Source organism: Rhodococcus sp. MEB064 (assembly GCF_000834565.1).
Taxonomy (GTDB): Bacteria; Actinomycetota; Actinomycetes; order Mycobacteriales; family Mycobacteriaceae; genus Rhodococcoides.
In genome coordinates, this window is record NZ_JXQS01000002.1 from 163,564 (window position 1) to 178,698 (window position 15,135).

Sequence of the window (15,135 nt, forward strand, 5' to 3'; positions counted from 1 at the left end):
TGCAGCAGTTCGCACCTGTGCATCGTTAGGGTGACGGTCAGGTTCACAGCACCCGGCAGTACCGACAGATGGAGGCAAGAAATGCCACAGCAGGTCCGCGGCGTGATCGCTCGGAGCAAGGGTGCTCCGGTGTCCATCGAGACCATCGTCATTCCGGATCCCGGTCCCAACGACGTCGTGGTGACGATCCAGGCGTGTGGTGTGTGCCATACCGACCTGCACTACCGCGAGGGTGGAATCAACGACGAGTTCCCGTTCCTGCTCGGCCACGAGGCCGCGGGTGTCGTGGAGACCGTCGGTGATGCGGTAACTCACGTCGAGGTCGGCGACTTCGTGGTCCTGAACTGGCGCGCAGTGTGCGGACAGTGTCGTGCCTGCAAGCGCGGTGAGCCCTGGTACTGCTTCGACACCCACAACGCCTCCCGCACGATGACGCTCGAGGACGGCACCGAACTGTCTCCGGCCCTGGGTATCGGAGCATTCGCGGACAAGACGCTCGTCCACGAGGGCCAGTGCACCAAGGTCGACCCCTCCGCCGACCCCGCCGTCGTCGGACTGCTCGGCTGCGGCGTCATGGCGGGCCTGGGCGCGGCGATGAACACCGGCAACGTCGGACGCGGTGACTCCGTCGCCGTCATCGGATGCGGCGGCGTCGGCAACGCCGCGATCGCCGGGGCTCGGCTGGCAGGCGCAGGCACGATCATCGCGGTCGACCGGGACAAGGGAAAGTTGGAGTGGGCTCGCGATCTGGGCGCCACGCACACCGTCGACGCCTCCGACGTGGATGCGGTCGAGGCCATCCAGGAACTGACCGGCGGCTTCGGTGCCGACGTCGTCATCGACGCCGTCGGGCGTCCGGAGACGTGGAAGCAGGCGTTCTACGCCCGCGACCTCGCCGGCACCGTCGTCCTCGTCGGTGTCCCGACGCCGGAGATGACCCTCGAGATGCCGCTCATCGACTTCTTCAGCCGCGGTGGGTCGCTCAAGTCGTCCTGGTACGGGGACTGCCTGCCCGAGCGGGACTTCCCGATGCTGGTCGATCTCTACCAGCAGGGCCGGTTGCCCCTCGAGAAGTTCGTCACCGAGCGCATCTCGCTCGACGACGTCGAAGCGGCGTTCGACACCATGGCCAAGGGTCAGGTCCTGCGTTCGGTGGTGGTTCTGTGACCACGCCTTCCGGCTTCCGGGTCGAAAGGGTCGTCACCTCGGGCACGTTCGAGCTCGACGGCGGATCCTGGGACGTCGACAACAACATCTGGATCGTCGGCGACGACTCCGAGGTCGTGGTGATCGATGCGGCTCACGACGCCGGCCCGATCGTCGACGCCGTCGGTGGCCGGAAGGTCGTCGCGGTGCTGTGCACGCACGGGCACAACGACCATGTGACCGTCGCCCCGCAGCTGTCGGAGCGGCTCGACGCACCGATCCTGCTGCACCCGGCGGACGACGTCCTCTGGCAGCAGACCCATCCCGACGTGGCGCACCGCGATCTGGCGGACGACGACCGTATTTCTGTCGCGGGCACTGAGATCCGGGTCCTGCACACCCCCGGTCACTCACCGGGGTCCAGTTGCCTCTACCTCCCCGAAGCCGGTCACCTGTTCAGCGGCGACACACTGTTCTCCGGTGGACCGGGCGCCACCGGGCGGTCGTACTCCGACTTCCCGACCATCATCGGCAGCATCCGGGAACGTCTGTTCGCACTCCCGCCCGAGACGATCGTGAACACCGGTCACGGCGACGGGACCTCGATCGGCGACGAGACACCTCATCTCGAGGAATGGATCGCGCGCGGTTCCTGATAACAGGTTGATGTCTGCCCGGTGTGGGGTCGGCGGTCGGGCGCACGGGATATGACAGGGTCGGCATCGTGACCAGCCACGCAACGATGCCGACCCGCCCCGACGACGCGCCGCGTTCGCGCAGAGCGGGCGTCGGCGCCGCGCTGGCCGGACTGTCGATCGTGGCTCTGGTCGGGTGCGGGGGAACGACAGTGTCCGGTGTGCCGGAAGCCGGGTCGAGTTCGAGGCCCTCGACGGCGACGTCGTCCGCGCCCTCGACTTCCGCGACCAGCACGTCGGCGACACCCACCACCGGTGCCACCCCCGGGTCCGGGTCGCTGGCTGCCCTGACGATCGACCCGTCGGTCTTCCCGTCGACATATCAAGCAGTCGTCCTTCCGCCTCAGGCCGTGGCTCAGGCATCCCAGGATCTCGACGGCATCGCCTCCGGCGCCTCGGTCGATCCGGCGGGGTGCAAGCCCGAACAACGGGGCACCGACGCCGACTCGACCTCGCTCGTCGTCGGAACCGATCCTGCCGATCGGGCGACGATCTCCGTCGAGCTGGCTCGCGTGACCACGTCGCTGGAGGATCGGAAAGCGCTGTGGGAACAGTGTTCCGAGGTGACGGCGACATCGAACGGTGTGGAGACCATGGTGTCGACGGAGTTGGTGCCGCCTCCTCCGATCGGGGCCGACGACACGCTCGCGCTTCGCCGTATCGTCAGCTCCGGTGGTCAGGCGGGCGACGTCACGCAGTCCATGCTCTCGTTGATCGCGCAGGTCGACGACGTGCGCATCACGGCCACCTACATGTCGTTCGGTGAACTCGACCCCGACGCGGCCACCCTCGATCAGCTCTTCACTGCTGCCGTGCAGAAGGTGAAGGCAGGCGGATAGATCAGTCCGACGTGAGGACGAAGCGCTGGGCGACGAGCGCGGCGACCACCACGAACCACACCGCCACGGGCACGCGGTGCCACGCGGACGACACGGGACGGCGCGTCGGGCGGAAGAGGGCGACGTTGTGCAGCGTGACGTACCAGAACACTGGAACCGTCACCGCCCACACCACCATGCAGTACGGGCACAGGGCGCCGATCCGGTAGAGGCTCTGCACGATCAGCCAGTGCACGAACAGCACCGCCGCGGTGACGCCGACCTGCACCGCGACCCAGAACCAGCGTTCCAGGTGGACACCGAGCACCAGTGCTGCGCCGATCATGGCGACGATGGCGAAGCCGCCGACTCCCATGAACGAGTTGGGAAATCCGAGCACGGAAGCCTGCGCCGACTCCATCACAGACCCGCAGTTCACGACCGCGTTGATGTTGCAGGACGGCGCATACGACGAGTCTGCGATCAGCCTCAACTTGTCCACGGTGAGAACCACGGCGGCGGCGAATCCGATCACTCCGCCGATCAGCATCACCCACGCCAGGGCAGGTGCGCGTCGGATCGTCCCGGCTTCGGTCTCGCCGTCGGACAGTGTCGTATTCATCGGTGTGGTCTCCATCGGCGAGCAGGGCATCCGTCGCTTCCGGAGTCTAGCGATCCCGCCTGCCGGAACCCGTGGACCGCGTTCGTCCCCGGGGCACCTCGTTCATCCCCGGGGTAATTTTCCGCCCAGGTCACGGGTCGGCCCCTCGACGATCGGCGAGGACAGTCCGGTGGCATGACTCGACGACCGTATCCCGCTCGCCCATCCCGATCCGACACCGACGACGAGGGCCGGGTTCATCGCGTCAGCGGAGTCGGCAACCTCATCGCCGCTCTGCCCGCGCTGCTCGGTTTCGTCCCGGAGCAGTCGATCGTCCTCGTCTGCCTCGGCCCGGACAGCACAGGCGCCGCCACCACCGTCGAGGTGGTGATGCGCCACGATCTTCCGCCTGTCGGAGGACACCTCGTGGTCCAGGAGCTGGCCGGACGGTGCGCCGAGGTGTGCGTCCGCGACGGCGTCCTCGGCGTGGTTGCGATCCTGGTGACGGGAACTCGTTCCGCTCGCGGGATCGGTTCGATCGCGTCCACGCTCGCTGCAGCACTCGAGCCCTGCGGAATAGAGCTGCTCGGCGTCCACCGCATTGCGCACCTCGTGACGGGGGAGCGGTGGACGAGCTCACCCGGCGACACCCGACGCGGCGTCCTTCCCGACCCCATGGCGTCACCGAGCGCAGCGTCCCGCGTCGTCGCCGGTCGACAGATCAGAGCAGCGCGCACCGACATCGAGCGGTCGCTGAGCCTGCTCGACACGGTCACGCGCGAGCGATTCGCGCGCGAGGTGGACATCGCGGCCGCCGAGACCGAGGACACGACGCCGGGCCGGCTGCTCTCGCGGGCGACGGCGATCGTGGCGGCAGTCCACCGTGCGGGACACGTCGAGGACCGTCAGGCGGCGTTCCTTGCGGTGGCCCTGACGGTGATCACGGTTCGCGACGCTCTCCTGTCCTTGGCGGACTCGGATCACGCGGAGGCTGCCGAGCAGGTCTGGGTGTACCTCACTCGCCGACTTACCGGGCCCGACCGAGCGCCGTCAGCGACGATGGTGGGGGTGTGGTCCTACGCGCGCGGTGACGGCCCGCTGGCCGGTGTCGCACTGCAGAGCGCCCTCGAAGCGGCACCCGAGTACAGTTTCGCGGTGCTTCTCGACACTGCGCTGCAGAACGGCGTGAGGCCGGACGTGGTCCGCGAGTTGATCGCCTCGGCGCACGACCTGGCCGACGACCCCGGGCTCCGCGATCCGGAACCGAACGCAGGGGGCTACCGCGCGGAATGAGCCTTGTCACCGAGAGATCGGAGGAACTCCCAGGCATCGGCGACGATGACATCGAGATCGGTGGACTCGGGCTTCCATCCGAGTTCCGCCATCGCCTTCTCGCTGGAGGCGACCAGAACGGCAGGATCACCCGCACGACGCGGCGCGTCCTTCACCGTGATGTCGACGCCGGTGACGCGACGGCAGGAGTCGATGACCTCACGGACCGAGAAACCCTCGCCGCTTCCCAGATTGAAGATGCGGTGGCTGCCCGGAACGCTCTGAGACAACGCTCGCAGGTGCGCGTCGGCGAGGTCCCGAACGTGGATGTAGTCGCGCACCGCAGTGCCGTCGGGGGTGGGCCAGTCGGTGCCGAAGACGGAGATCGCATCCCGATGCCCGGCCGCGACCTGCAGAACGAGGGGAATGAGATGCGTTTCCACGACGCGGTTCTCGCCGAGACCCGCGTGCGCGCCCGCCACGTTGAAGTACCTCAGGCTGGTCGCGCCGAAGCCGTGCGCCGCCGTGTAACCGGTGATCGCGTTGTCGATGGCGAGCTTGCTGGCACCGTACGGGTTGGTCGGACGCGTCGCGAAGTCCTCGGTGATCGGTGTGCTCTCGGGTTCGCCGTAGGTTGCTGCGGTGGACGAGAACACAAGCCGCGGAACGCCGTTCGCCACGATGGCGTCGAGGAGCTCCAGTGCCGCGCCCAGGTTGCCGCGCCAGTACTTCTCCGGCTTCTCCACCGACTCGCCGACCAAGGACTGCGCCGCGAAGTGGAGCACACCGTCGAACGTGTCGGACGCGAGAACGGAGGCGATGACGTCCGCGACGTTGCCCTCGACGAACGTGGCGCCGTCCGGAACACCGTCGGCGTTTCCGGTGGACAGATCATCGACCACGACGACGTCGTGACCGTTCTCCATCAGTACAGCGGCGCAGACACTACCTACGTAGCCTGCGCCGCCGGTCACCACGAACTTCACGTCGAAACTCCTTGCAGCAGTGACAGAAGGAACGGATCAGAGGGAACGGACCTGGACGGCGTGTGCCATCTCCTCCGAGATGTCGACGTCGTCGTGACCCGGCACGGTGATGGTGACGACACCGGACGAGACGGCGACCGTCACACGGGCGTCGGGAACCACACCCGCTTCGCGCAGCCGCGCGATCGTGTCGGGATCGGACTGCACGTACTCGGCGAGGCGGCGAACCACCACGGCCGTGGGCGATCCCGGCGGGATGTCGCTGAGCCGCACCAGGTCTTCCGGCTGTTCCGTCGGACGCGAGGATCCCAGCAGATCGAGGCCGGGGATCGGGTTGCCGTACGGCGAGGTGGTCGGGTTGTCGAGCACCTCGACCAGTCGACGTTCCACCTCTTCGCTCATCACGTGCTCCCAGCGGCACGCCTCCGCATGGACGTCTTCCCACCGCAGCCCGATGATGTCGACGAGCAGTCGCTCCGCGAGGCGGTGCTTGCGCATCACCGAGACCGCGAGTTCGCGGCCCTTGTCCGTGAGCTGCAGGTGCCGGTCACCGGCGACCAGCAGCAGTCCGTCCCGCTCCATGCGAGCCACCGTCTGGCTCACCGTGGGTCCACTCTGCTCGAGGCGCTCGGCGATGCGGGCGCGCAGCGGTACGACACCTTCTTCTTCCAAGTCGTAGATGGTCCGGAGATACATCTCGGTGGTGTCCACCAGATCCTTCACAATCACACCCTTCGTCGGTGTGTGATTCTACCGGTACGGAGCCGCGCACCGTGGTGCGCCGTGTCGGCCACGCGGGCGGTCGTCGATCGGTTGTCCGCGAGTTGCGGACGAACGTGGAATCGGACACGTAGGTTGAGGAACATGACCTTGCAGTCCCCGAGCACGCAGTCGCCACCGGGACAGCCCGCTCTGGTCTGGAGCGCGGACTACCTCAACTATCGGTGGAGCGACGACCACCCCATGAATCCGACCCGCCTGGCCCTGACCATGGACCTCGCGCGCGGCATCGGACTGCTCGACGGCGCGGAACTGGTCCCACCGGTCGCGGCGACGGACGGTGATCTTCTGAGGATCCACACGCCTGCCTACGTCGACGCGGTCAAGCGAGCCCCGACCGATCTGCCCCTCGGTGCGCGGGCTACCGACGTCCTGCACGGGCTCGGGTCCGAGGACAACCCCGTCTTCCCCGACATGCACGAGGCGAGTGCGGTCATCGCGGGCGGAACCCTGACCGCCGCGCGTGCCATCGCCTCGGGACGGTCGCGGCGAGCCGTGAGTATCGGCGGCGGAATGCACCACGCCATGGCCGACTGGGCATCGGGCTTCTGCGTCTACAACGACGCCGCCATTGCGATCTCGTGGCTGCTGGACAACGGCTACGACCGCATCGCCTACATCGACGTCGACGCGCACCACGGCGACGGTGTGCAGGCGGCGTTCCTCGCCGATCCTCGCGTCATGACGGTGTCGGTGCATCAACACCCGGCGACCCTCTGGCCGAACACGGGATGGTCCACGGAAGTCGGAGCCGAGTCGGCCGAGGGGACCGCCGTCAACGTTCCGGTACTGCCCGGAACGGGAGACCGGTTGTGGCTCAGAGCTTTCCATGCCGTCGTGCCGGGCGCTGTGGCTGCGTTCAAGCCGCAGATCATCGTCAGCCAGTGCGGGGTCGACAGTCACCGCGAGGATCCGCTGGCAGATCTCGGGCTGACGGTCGACGGGCAGCGCGCAGCGTTCGTCGCCATGCGCGATCTGGCGGACCGGGTGTGCGAGGGGCGCTGGCTGGCCGTCGGCGGAGGCGGCTACGGCCTCGTCCGCGTCGTGCCGCGGGCGTGGACCCATCTGCTCGCCGCCGTGCTCGACCGGGACATCGACCCCGGCACTGCGATTCCCGAGGACTGGCACGAGAAGGTGCGCCTCGCAGCCCCCAGCATCGACCTCCCGTCGACGATGAGCGACGACGGAGACGTGGAGTACCCGCCGTGGGACGGTCCGGGTGGATCTCCCGAATCGGGGATCGAGCACATCGACCGTGCGATCCAACGGATCGACACCGCTATCGTCGCTACCCGGCGTGCCGTCTTCCCACTTCTCGGACTCGACCCGGAGGATCCTCGTGACTGACGAGACCGTGCCGGACACGAACCGGCCGCCCGTCGAGCAGAAATCCGTGGACCCCAAGGCCGCCGAGCGGGAGCGGGCCGCGAACTACCCGCGTCACTGGGCCGCCGACGTACTCGCGTCGGACGGACGCGTCGTGCACCTGCGGCCCATCGTTCCGGACGACGCCGACGCCCTGGTCGAATTCCACGGGAAGCTGTCCGAACGCACGCGGTATCTGCGCTACTTCGGCCCGTATCCGACCATGCCCAAGCGCGACATCCTGAACTTCACCACCGTCGACCACTCGTCCCGCGTCGCCCTGGTGGCGACCCTCGGTGACGAGATCATCGCGGTCGGACGCTACGAGCGGCTCCCGCAGGGTGACGGCAATTCCGCCGAGGTGGCCTTCGTCGTGGCCGACACCCAGCAGGGCCGAGGGCTGGGACCGATTCTGCTCGAACATCTCGCGGGCGCCGCCGCGGAGAACGGAGTCCGCCGGTTCGTCGCGGAGGTACTGGCCGAGAACCGCAACATGGTGACGGTCTTCCGGCAGGCCGGCTACCAGGTCAACCGTAGTTTCGACGGCGGCGTGCTCAGCCTCGACTTCGACATCGACCCCACCGATGCGCTGGTTCAGGTCCGCAATTCCCGCGAGGGCGCCGCGGAGGCGCGCAGCGTGCGCAATGTCCTCCGGCCGAGATCCGTGGCCGTCATCGGAGCGTCGACGGACCCCGAGAAGGTGGGCAACGCCGTGCTCACCAATCTGCTCCGCGCGTCGTTCACCGGTCCGGTCTATCCGGTCAACGCCGAACACACGTCCGTGCGGGGTGTCCGCGCCTACGCCACCGTGCGCGACATTCCCGACGAGGTGGACCTCGCCGTCGCCGCGGTGCCGTCCGACCAGATCGATGCGGTTCTCGACGACTGCCTCGCGAAAGGCGTGAAGGCCCTCGTGGTCGTGTCATCGGGCTTCGGCGAGACGGGCGAGGACGGTCGCGCGAACGAACGGCGACTCGTGCACTCGGCGCGAGCGCACGGCATGCGCCTCGTCGGCCCCAACGCCCTCGGTGTCGCCAATCTGGATCCCGCCGTATCGCTCAACGCGACTCTGGCGCCGAACCTGCCGGGCCGGGGACGTGTCGGGTTCTTCTGTCAGTCCGGTGCCCTGGGAATCGCGATTCTCGCGCAGGCGTCCAAGCGACTTCTCGGGCTGTCCACGTTCGTCTCCGCCGGCAACCGTGCCGATCTGTCCGGCAACGACCTGCTGCAGTACTGGGACCAGGACGAAGCGACCGAGGTGGTTCTGCTCTATCTCGAGAGCTTCGGTAATGCGCGCAAGTTCTGGCGGCTGGCACGGCGGGTGGCCAGGACCAAGCCGATCGTTGCGGTGAAGAGCGGCCGAGGCGCGGTACCGCCCGCTCTGGCCACCGGACACGACATCGACGACTCGATCGTCCGGGCGCTGTTCGAGCAGGCAGGGGTCATCCAGGTCGACTCGATTCCCGAACTGTTCGACTGCGCGATCCTGCTCGGGTACCAACCGCTGCCCGCAGGGCCCCGCGTCGCCGTCGTCGGCAATTCCACGGCGTTGGGAGTTCTCGGAGTCGACGCCGCGCGCGACAGCGGCATGCAGGCACCCGAGCCCGTCGACGTCGGCGCGCAGGCCACGCCCGAGGAGTTCGCGGACGCCGTCACGACCGCCTTGCAGTCCGACGACGTCGACGCGGTGCTCGCTGTCTTCGTGCCGCCGGTCGCCGTGCGTGTGGAGTCGTTCGCGGAAGCTCTGGCCACCGCGGTGCGCGGCGCCACGAAGCCGGTCCTGACGACATTTCTGGCCGCGGAGGGAATTCCCGACGTCCTCGCAGTCCGCGGCGACGACGGCACACCGATCCGCGGGTCGGTGCCGTCCTACCCGGATCCCGCTCGGGCGATCAACGCGTTGCACAAGGCGTGGAGATACGCGGCCTGGGTCGATCGGCCCGCGGACAAGACGACCCGCCCCGCCGGGGTCGACGCCGACGCCGCGCGTGCGCTGGTCGCCGGCTGGATGGAGACGAGTCCGTCGGGACGCTGGCTGTCCGACGTCGAAGCGGCGCAGTTGCTCCGGTGCTACGGGGTCGACATCGCCGACTTCCGCACGGTGACCGACGAGTCCGAGGCGGTGGAGGCGGCGCGTGAACTGGGTGGTCCGGTCGCCGTGAAGGCCACCGGCGACCAGTGGCGGCACCGACCCGATCTCAGCGGGGTGCGCCTCGACGTCGTCGGTTCGGAGGCGGTCGGTCGTGCCTACCGGGACCTGTTCGAGGCATCGGGCACGCCGGTGATGCACGTGCAGAAGATGGCCACGAAGGGGATCGGCTGCCTGATCCGCGTGCAGGACGATCCGTCGTTCGGCTCGCTGGTGTCGTTCGGCTTGTCCGGAATCATGTCGGATCTGCTGGGAGATCGCGCGTACCGGGTCCTGCCGCTGTCCGAGCGCGAGGCCGCGGAACTCGTCGATGCCCCGAGAGCCGCTCCGATGCTGTCGGGTTACCGCACCGCGTCTCCGGTGAACAAGAACGCGCTGGTGGACGTCATGCTTCGGGTATCGACGCTGGCCGACGATCTACGCGAGGTGCGCGAACTGGTGTGTGATCCGGTGTTGGCGTCTCCCAGCGGCGCCGAGACGACGGATGCGCGCATTCGGATCGGACCCGAGCCCAGCCGCATCGATCTGGGTCCGCGCAGACTCCGGTGACACATGACGAAGGCCCCGGCATTTGCCGGGGCCTTCGGTGATCGATCTATCAGCTGGCGTAGGAACGCAGGCGCTCGGCCCGATCGCCCTGACGCAGCTTGCCCATGACCTCACGCTCGATCTGACGGACGCGCTCTCGCGAGAGTCCGAAGATCTTGCCGATCTGGTCGAGGGTGCGGGGCTGACCGTCGTCCAGGCCGTAGCGGAGACGGATGACCTGCTGCTCACGCTCGTCCAGTGTGCCCAGGACGCTGCGGACGTCGGTGTGCAGAAGGCCGGCGATGACGGCGTTCTCGGCGGACGTCGCTTCGGAGTCCTCGATGAAGTCGCCGAGAGGCGCTTCCTCGTCGCTTCCGACCGGCATGTCCAGGCTCACCGGGTCGCGGCTGTGGTCGAGGAGGTCTGCGATCTTCTCCACCGGGATGCCGGACTCTTCGGCCAACTCGTCGTCGGTCGCTTCACGGCCGAGCTGCTGATGCAGCTCACGCTTGATGCGGGCGAGCTTGTTTACCTGCTCGACGAGGTGGACGGGGAGCCGGATGGTGCGGCTCTGATCGGCCATGCCGCGCGTGATGGCCTGACGGATCCACCACGTCGCGTAGGTGGAGAACTTGAAGCCCTTGGCGTAGTCGAACTTCTCCATGGCGCGGATCAGTCCGAGGTTGCCTTCCTGGATCAGGTCGAGAAGCGGCATTCCGCGGCCGGTGTAGCGCTTGGCCAGCGAGACCACGAGTCGGAGGTTGGCTTCGAGGAGGTGCGCACGTGCGGACCGTCCCTCTCGCACCACGAGCGCGAGGTCACGCTTCTTGGCGGGGGTCAGGCGCTTGGCGGTGGCGAGAACATGGGTCGCGTAGAGGCCCACCTCGATCTTCTTCGCCAGATCGACCTCTTCGGCGGCAGTCAGCAGTGCTGTGCGGCCGATCCCGTTGAGGTAGACGCGAACGAGGTCTGCAGCCGGGCTCTGGGCATCGAGGTCGGCGTCACTCGGTCGAGGGCGAACGGTGGTGGGGCTGGTCATGACGTGCCTCCTGATCGGTGGTGTCTCACTGATTCCAACGCTGAGACACGACAGAAAAGTTCCCGAACCGCGCGGCCACCAAACGCCCTGAGCTGCGGTTTCTGCATCCGAGCCCTGAGAAGTTGCTGAGAGAAACGACCCCCAGCGCTCAGGACGTACCACCAGCGGGCAGAACGAGGCCGTGAACGACCAGACCGGCCACCAGGCGGGTGACCGGTTCGGCGAGCTCCGCGGCGTCCACGCCCCGAGCCGCGGCGAGGAGCTCGGTCACATCTCCCAGCGTCAGACCGTCCGCCCGCATTCCCGCCAGAAGTGCTGCGCCGTCCTCGTCGATCTCGTGGTGCCACGCGGGGCCGTCGCCTCGGTGGACGCGGCGCACGACGGTGTTCCACCCACCCTCGTCCGCGGGCGTCGCCACATCCTCCAGTGCGGTGGTTCCGGAGACGACGAATCGCTCGTCCATGATGTCGTGGGTCCGGAGCCATTCGAGACGGTCGAGGACGTCCAGCGCCTCGTCGCCCAGGGGGTCGACGAAGCCGTGCGTGAGATTCTCCGCCAGCACGCTCGTCGGGCGATCCGTCGCACGCAGGTAGACGAAGCCGAATCCGATGCCGGTGACGCCGGCGTCGTCAAGATGGTCTAGCCATCGGGACGCCGTGACGTCGACGGCGGGGTCGCGTAGGTCGAGTCCGCCGTCGCGAAGCCAGGTGCCGACGTAGAGGGCGGGGTCGGCGACGTCGCGCTGGACGATCCACGCGTCGATGCCGTGGGCCGGGAGCCACGACGACACCCGGGAACGCCAGTCCTCGCCGTCCACGTGCAGCCATGATGCGAGAAGGGTTGCCACACCACCCGGCGCCAGATGGTCCGGCGCGGTGCTCACCACGAGCCTGCTCGCGCCGTCGAGGTCGAGACCGGAGTCGCGGTAGGAGTGGGTCACCGCGCCGGAGCCGACGACGAACGGAGGGTTGGCCACGATGCGGTCGAACGTTCGTCCGGCGACCGGCTCGAACCACGACCCGCCGACGGTCTCGATGTCGAGTTCGTTCAGGGCGGCGGTCATGCGGGTCAGAGCGACTGCGCGGTCGCTGACGTCGGTCGCGGTGACGGTCGACGCGTAGGGCGCGGCGTGCACCGCCTGGATGCCGCATCCGGTACCCAGGTCGAGAACGCTCGGTGCCGGGCCGTCTACTCTGGTCGGTGTGCCGCGGACCAGCGACAGCGATGCCTGACCGACACCGAGGACGTGGTCGGAGCCGATGTCGACGGCGCGGGTGCTTCCGTCGATGTCGGACACCACCCACCGCGTGCCGGATCCCAGATCGAGCGGCCGGATGTCGAGAAGGCTGCGTACCGTGTCGCCGTGCACCTCGAGGATGCCGGCGCGGGCAGCGAGATCGATGTCGAGAGGAGCGAGCGCCGTCGACACCTCGCCACGCGGGAGGTCGTCGGCGATGAGGAAGAGCCGGATCAGGGTGCCGAGGTCGCCGAGGCGACGGCACATTCGGCGGACGGGAGTCGGCTCACCACGCCCCATCGCGGAATGCACGTCGTCACCGAGGGCGTCGAGAATGCCGTCCGCAGTGAAGCCGACCCGGTCGAAAGCTCGCCGCAGTGTGGGCGCGAGTTCCAGGAGCAGGTCGGCGTCGACGGGCGTGGAGGCGGGTGGGCCGGAGGGATCGCTGAGGCTCGTCACACCTGAAGTGTCTCAGCAGGAGCCGGGCGGGCCGTCAGTGGAGAGTGCGGCGCTCGGCGATCGCCGGGGACGAGATCTCGGACGAGTCCACATCGATCGTCTCCACGTCGACGACCGGGTGGCTGCGTGCTTCGAGCGCGGAAGAATCCGTCGCGCTCCAGCCGTACCGGCTCGGTTCGTCGGACGTCCGCGGCGGACGGTCGTTGGCGATCAGCACGGCCATCCACGGAAGCGGGATGGACGCACCGACGATCGCCATGGCGATCCACGGGTTCTGCCACGCGCTGTAGGCCAGTGCGGCCAGCACGAGGGCGGGTATGCGGAAGGACATGATGAACAGGTATTTACGCACGCGCGCTCGGTGCTGTTCTTCGACCGACGTTCGTGCCTCGGTGATCAGTACGGCGTCGCGAACACTGTCGCGAGCGGACTGACGAGAAGAGCCGTCTTGTGCCATGACTCCACTCTGTCACTACTGAACGAACTGTGCAGTAATCCTGGTGGTGACATGTCCGACGCCCGAGACGGGAACACACGTCATAATCGATGAATGAGCACGCAGACCAAGGAACGTCCCGACGTCAGTACCGACGAAACGACCGACGACGACACACCGAAGTTCTTCCACTACGTGAAGAAGAACCGCATCGCGGAGAGCGCGGTGATGGGCACCCACGTCGTCGCCCTGTGCGGGGAGGTGTTCCCGGTGACCAAGTCGGCCAAGCCGGGCTCGCCGGTGTGCCCCGACTGCAAGAAGGTCTACGACGGCTTGCGCAAGGGCGAATGACCCGCACCCGACGTTGTCGACCCTGACGTTGTCGACCCCGAAGTTGTCGACCTTGGGGCTGCCGACCCGGTGTCGTCTCCGGTCCGATCCGCACGAGTGATGCGGATCGGGCCGGTGGCAAGGCGCCCGAGTGCGGTGGCCGCGGTGGAACTCGGGTCTGTCGCCTTGTCGGCGATCCATCCCTTCACCTGTTCGAGTCGAGTCGCGCGCGCCGGCCAGAACTCCTGGACGGTCGCGTTGAACTCTGCGCCCAACACGACGGCGAACCCCAGGAAGAACGTGAAGAGCAGGAATGCGATCGGTGCTGCGAGCGCGCCGTAGGTGTATCCGGTGCCGGTGACCCAGCCGAGGTAACTGCGCAGGACGGCGCTCGCGAGCATGAAGAACACGCCGGCCAGCAACGACCCGCCCAGCAGGCGATGCCACGGCAGGGACTTGTGCAGCGCCACCTTGTACAGCGTCGTCAGGCCCACGATCAGCAGCAGTCCCACGCCCGGGTAGTACGCGACGTCGATCACTCGCGAGCCGATCTCGAACCACGACGGCGGCAGGACCCGCCCGACGATCGTGGGGCCCAGTGCGACCAGGGGCAGCACGAACACGGCGACGACCAGGAATGCCACGTAGAGCAGCAACGCGAAGATGCGCTGCCAGATCGGGTTGCGCGCGTCCTGCTGCCCGTGTGCCTCGACGATGGAATCCACGAAGGTGGAGATGGCGGACGACCCGGCCCACAGTGAGAGCAGGAAGCCCACGGACACCACCGGGCCGTGACCGCTGTTGAGAATGTCGGTCAGGGTGGGGGCGATGATCTCGTCCACCACGTTGTCGCTGAACAATGTCGAACTGAAGGTGACGATCTTCGATTCGATGATGTCGAGGGTGTCCGGCCCGAACCATCCGGCGATGTAGGTCAGACTTCCCAACAGCGCCAGCACCAGGGGCGGCAGCGAGAGCGTCTGCCAGAACGCGGCCGTGGCGGATTTACCGAAGATCGAGTCGTCCCACGCCTTGTCCGCGGTCCGCGCGACGACGCGCCACGCTGTGCGCAGCGGTCTGCCCGCGACAGGTCCCGACGTGCGGTCGGAGTCTGCCGCGTCGGATGTGTCGGCGGGGGAGTCCATGATGACCTCCAGCATGGCCCACCGGGCTGCGGCAGGCATGCCCGACCGCCGGGTGTGTCGCGAACGATCGTGCGAATTCGCGGTGTCGGCACCGTCCCGCGGGTGATCTGCGGGTTGGGTTCCGTGCCGGTGTCCGCGATACGCTGGCC

The 15,135-nt window shown here is 67.8% G+C and carries 14 protein-coding genes; 7 read left to right on the plus strand and 7 right to left on the minus strand.

All coding sequences use genetic code 11. The features are described from left to right. Window positions 1-81: 81 nt before the first annotated feature. The 3 genes from RU01_RS01140 to RU01_RS01150 all read left to right on the plus strand — a co-directional run bounded on the left by RU01_RS01140 (window position 82) and on the right by RU01_RS01150 (window position 2,680). A complete protein-coding gene (locus RU01_RS01140; protein WP_042572640.1) occupies window positions 82-1,167 on the plus strand; it encodes an S-(hydroxymethyl)mycothiol dehydrogenase in 1,086 nt (361 codons plus the stop codon). Then, on the plus strand, window positions 1,164-1,802 hold the full coding sequence (locus RU01_RS01145) for an MBL fold metallo-hydrolase (protein WP_042572641.1): 639 nt from the start codon (window positions 1,164-1,166) through the stop codon (window positions 1,800-1,802). Before RU01_RS01140 ends, RU01_RS01145 begins: the two co-directional genes overlap by 4 nt. A gap of 68 nt (window positions 1,803-1,870) precedes the next feature. Continuing rightward, entirely contained in the window at window positions 1,871-2,680 is an 810-nt protein-coding gene (locus RU01_RS01150; protein ID WP_231568551.1) for a sensor domain-containing protein, read from the plus strand. Window position 2,681: 1 nt separating this feature from the next. On the opposite strand, the gene RU01_RS01155 is transcribed toward RU01_RS01150, so the two are convergent. Further along, window positions 2,682-3,281 (minus strand): vitamin K epoxide reductase family protein, encoded by a 600-nt coding sequence (locus RU01_RS01155; RefSeq protein ID WP_042572730.1) that lies wholly within the window; start codon window positions 3,279-3,281, stop codon window positions 2,682-2,684. A 174-nt stretch (window positions 3,282-3,455) separates the two neighbouring features. Here RU01_RS01155 and RU01_RS01160 point away from each other — a divergent pair, with 174 nt between their 5' ends. Further along, a complete protein-coding gene (locus tag RU01_RS01160) occupies window positions 3,456-4,553 on the plus strand; it encodes a DUF4192 domain-containing protein (protein WP_042572642.1) in 1,098 nt (365 codons plus the stop codon). Here RU01_RS01160 and galE read toward each other — a convergent pair. Together galE and RU01_RS01170 are read right to left on the minus strand one after the other, a co-directional pair. Beyond that, entirely contained in the window at window positions 4,538-5,518 is a 981-nt protein-coding gene (gene galE / locus RU01_RS01165) for a UDP-glucose 4-epimerase GalE (RefSeq protein ID WP_042572643.1), read from the minus strand. The genes RU01_RS01160 and galE overlap by 16 nt on opposite strands. A 36-nt stretch (window positions 5,519-5,554) precedes the next feature. After that, complete coding sequence (locus RU01_RS01170) at window positions 5,555-6,241, minus strand: metal-dependent transcriptional regulator (protein WP_042572644.1); 687 nt, start codon at window positions 6,239-6,241, stop codon at window positions 5,555-5,557. A gap of 141 nt (window positions 6,242-6,382) precedes the next feature. Here RU01_RS01170 and RU01_RS01175 point away from each other — a divergent pair, with 141 nt between their 5' ends. Beyond that, complete coding sequence (locus tag RU01_RS01175) at window positions 6,383-7,645, plus strand: acetoin utilization protein AcuC (RefSeq protein WP_042572645.1); 1,263 nt, start codon at window positions 6,383-6,385, stop codon at window positions 7,643-7,645. 46 nt (window positions 7,646-7,691) lie between these two features. Then, entirely contained in the window at window positions 7,692-10,361 is a 2,670-nt protein-coding gene (locus RU01_RS01180) for a bifunctional acetate--CoA ligase family protein/GNAT family N-acetyltransferase (protein WP_042572731.1), read from the plus strand. A gap of 49 nt (window positions 10,362-10,410) precedes the next feature. Here the strand turns inward: RU01_RS01180 and RU01_RS01185 are convergent, their stop codons facing one another. The 3 genes from RU01_RS01185 to RU01_RS01195 form a co-directional block, all read right to left on the minus strand. Then, complete coding sequence (locus tag RU01_RS01185; protein WP_042572646.1) at window positions 10,411-11,379, minus strand: sigma-70 family RNA polymerase sigma factor; 969 nt, start codon at window positions 11,377-11,379, stop codon at window positions 10,411-10,413. A gap of 148 nt (window positions 11,380-11,527) precedes the next feature. Then, complete coding sequence (locus RU01_RS01190) at window positions 11,528-13,075, minus strand: N5-glutamine methyltransferase family protein (RefSeq protein WP_042572647.1); 1,548 nt, start codon at window positions 13,073-13,075, stop codon at window positions 11,528-11,530. Window positions 13,076-13,109: 34 nt separating this feature from the next. Then, a complete protein-coding gene (locus RU01_RS01195) occupies window positions 13,110-13,532 on the minus strand; it encodes a DUF3099 domain-containing protein (protein WP_082042788.1) in 423 nt (140 codons plus the stop codon). 93 nt (window positions 13,533-13,625) lie between these two features. Here RU01_RS01195 and RU01_RS01200 point away from each other — a divergent pair, with 93 nt between their 5' ends. Next, window positions 13,626-13,862: a DUF3039 domain-containing protein gene (locus RU01_RS01200; RefSeq protein ID WP_027505173.1), complete on the plus strand. Its 237-nt coding sequence runs from the start codon at window positions 13,626-13,628 to the stop codon at window positions 13,860-13,862. Here the strand turns inward: RU01_RS01200 and RU01_RS01205 are convergent. Then, the gene (locus tag RU01_RS01205) at window positions 13,835-15,025 is read right to left on the minus strand and encodes a YihY/virulence factor BrkB family protein (protein WP_442970424.1); all 1,191 of its coding nucleotides are present in this window, start codon (window positions 15,023-15,025) and stop codon (window positions 13,835-13,837) included. The genes RU01_RS01200 and RU01_RS01205 overlap by 28 nt on opposite strands. Window positions 15,026-15,135: the final 110 nt, after the last annotated feature.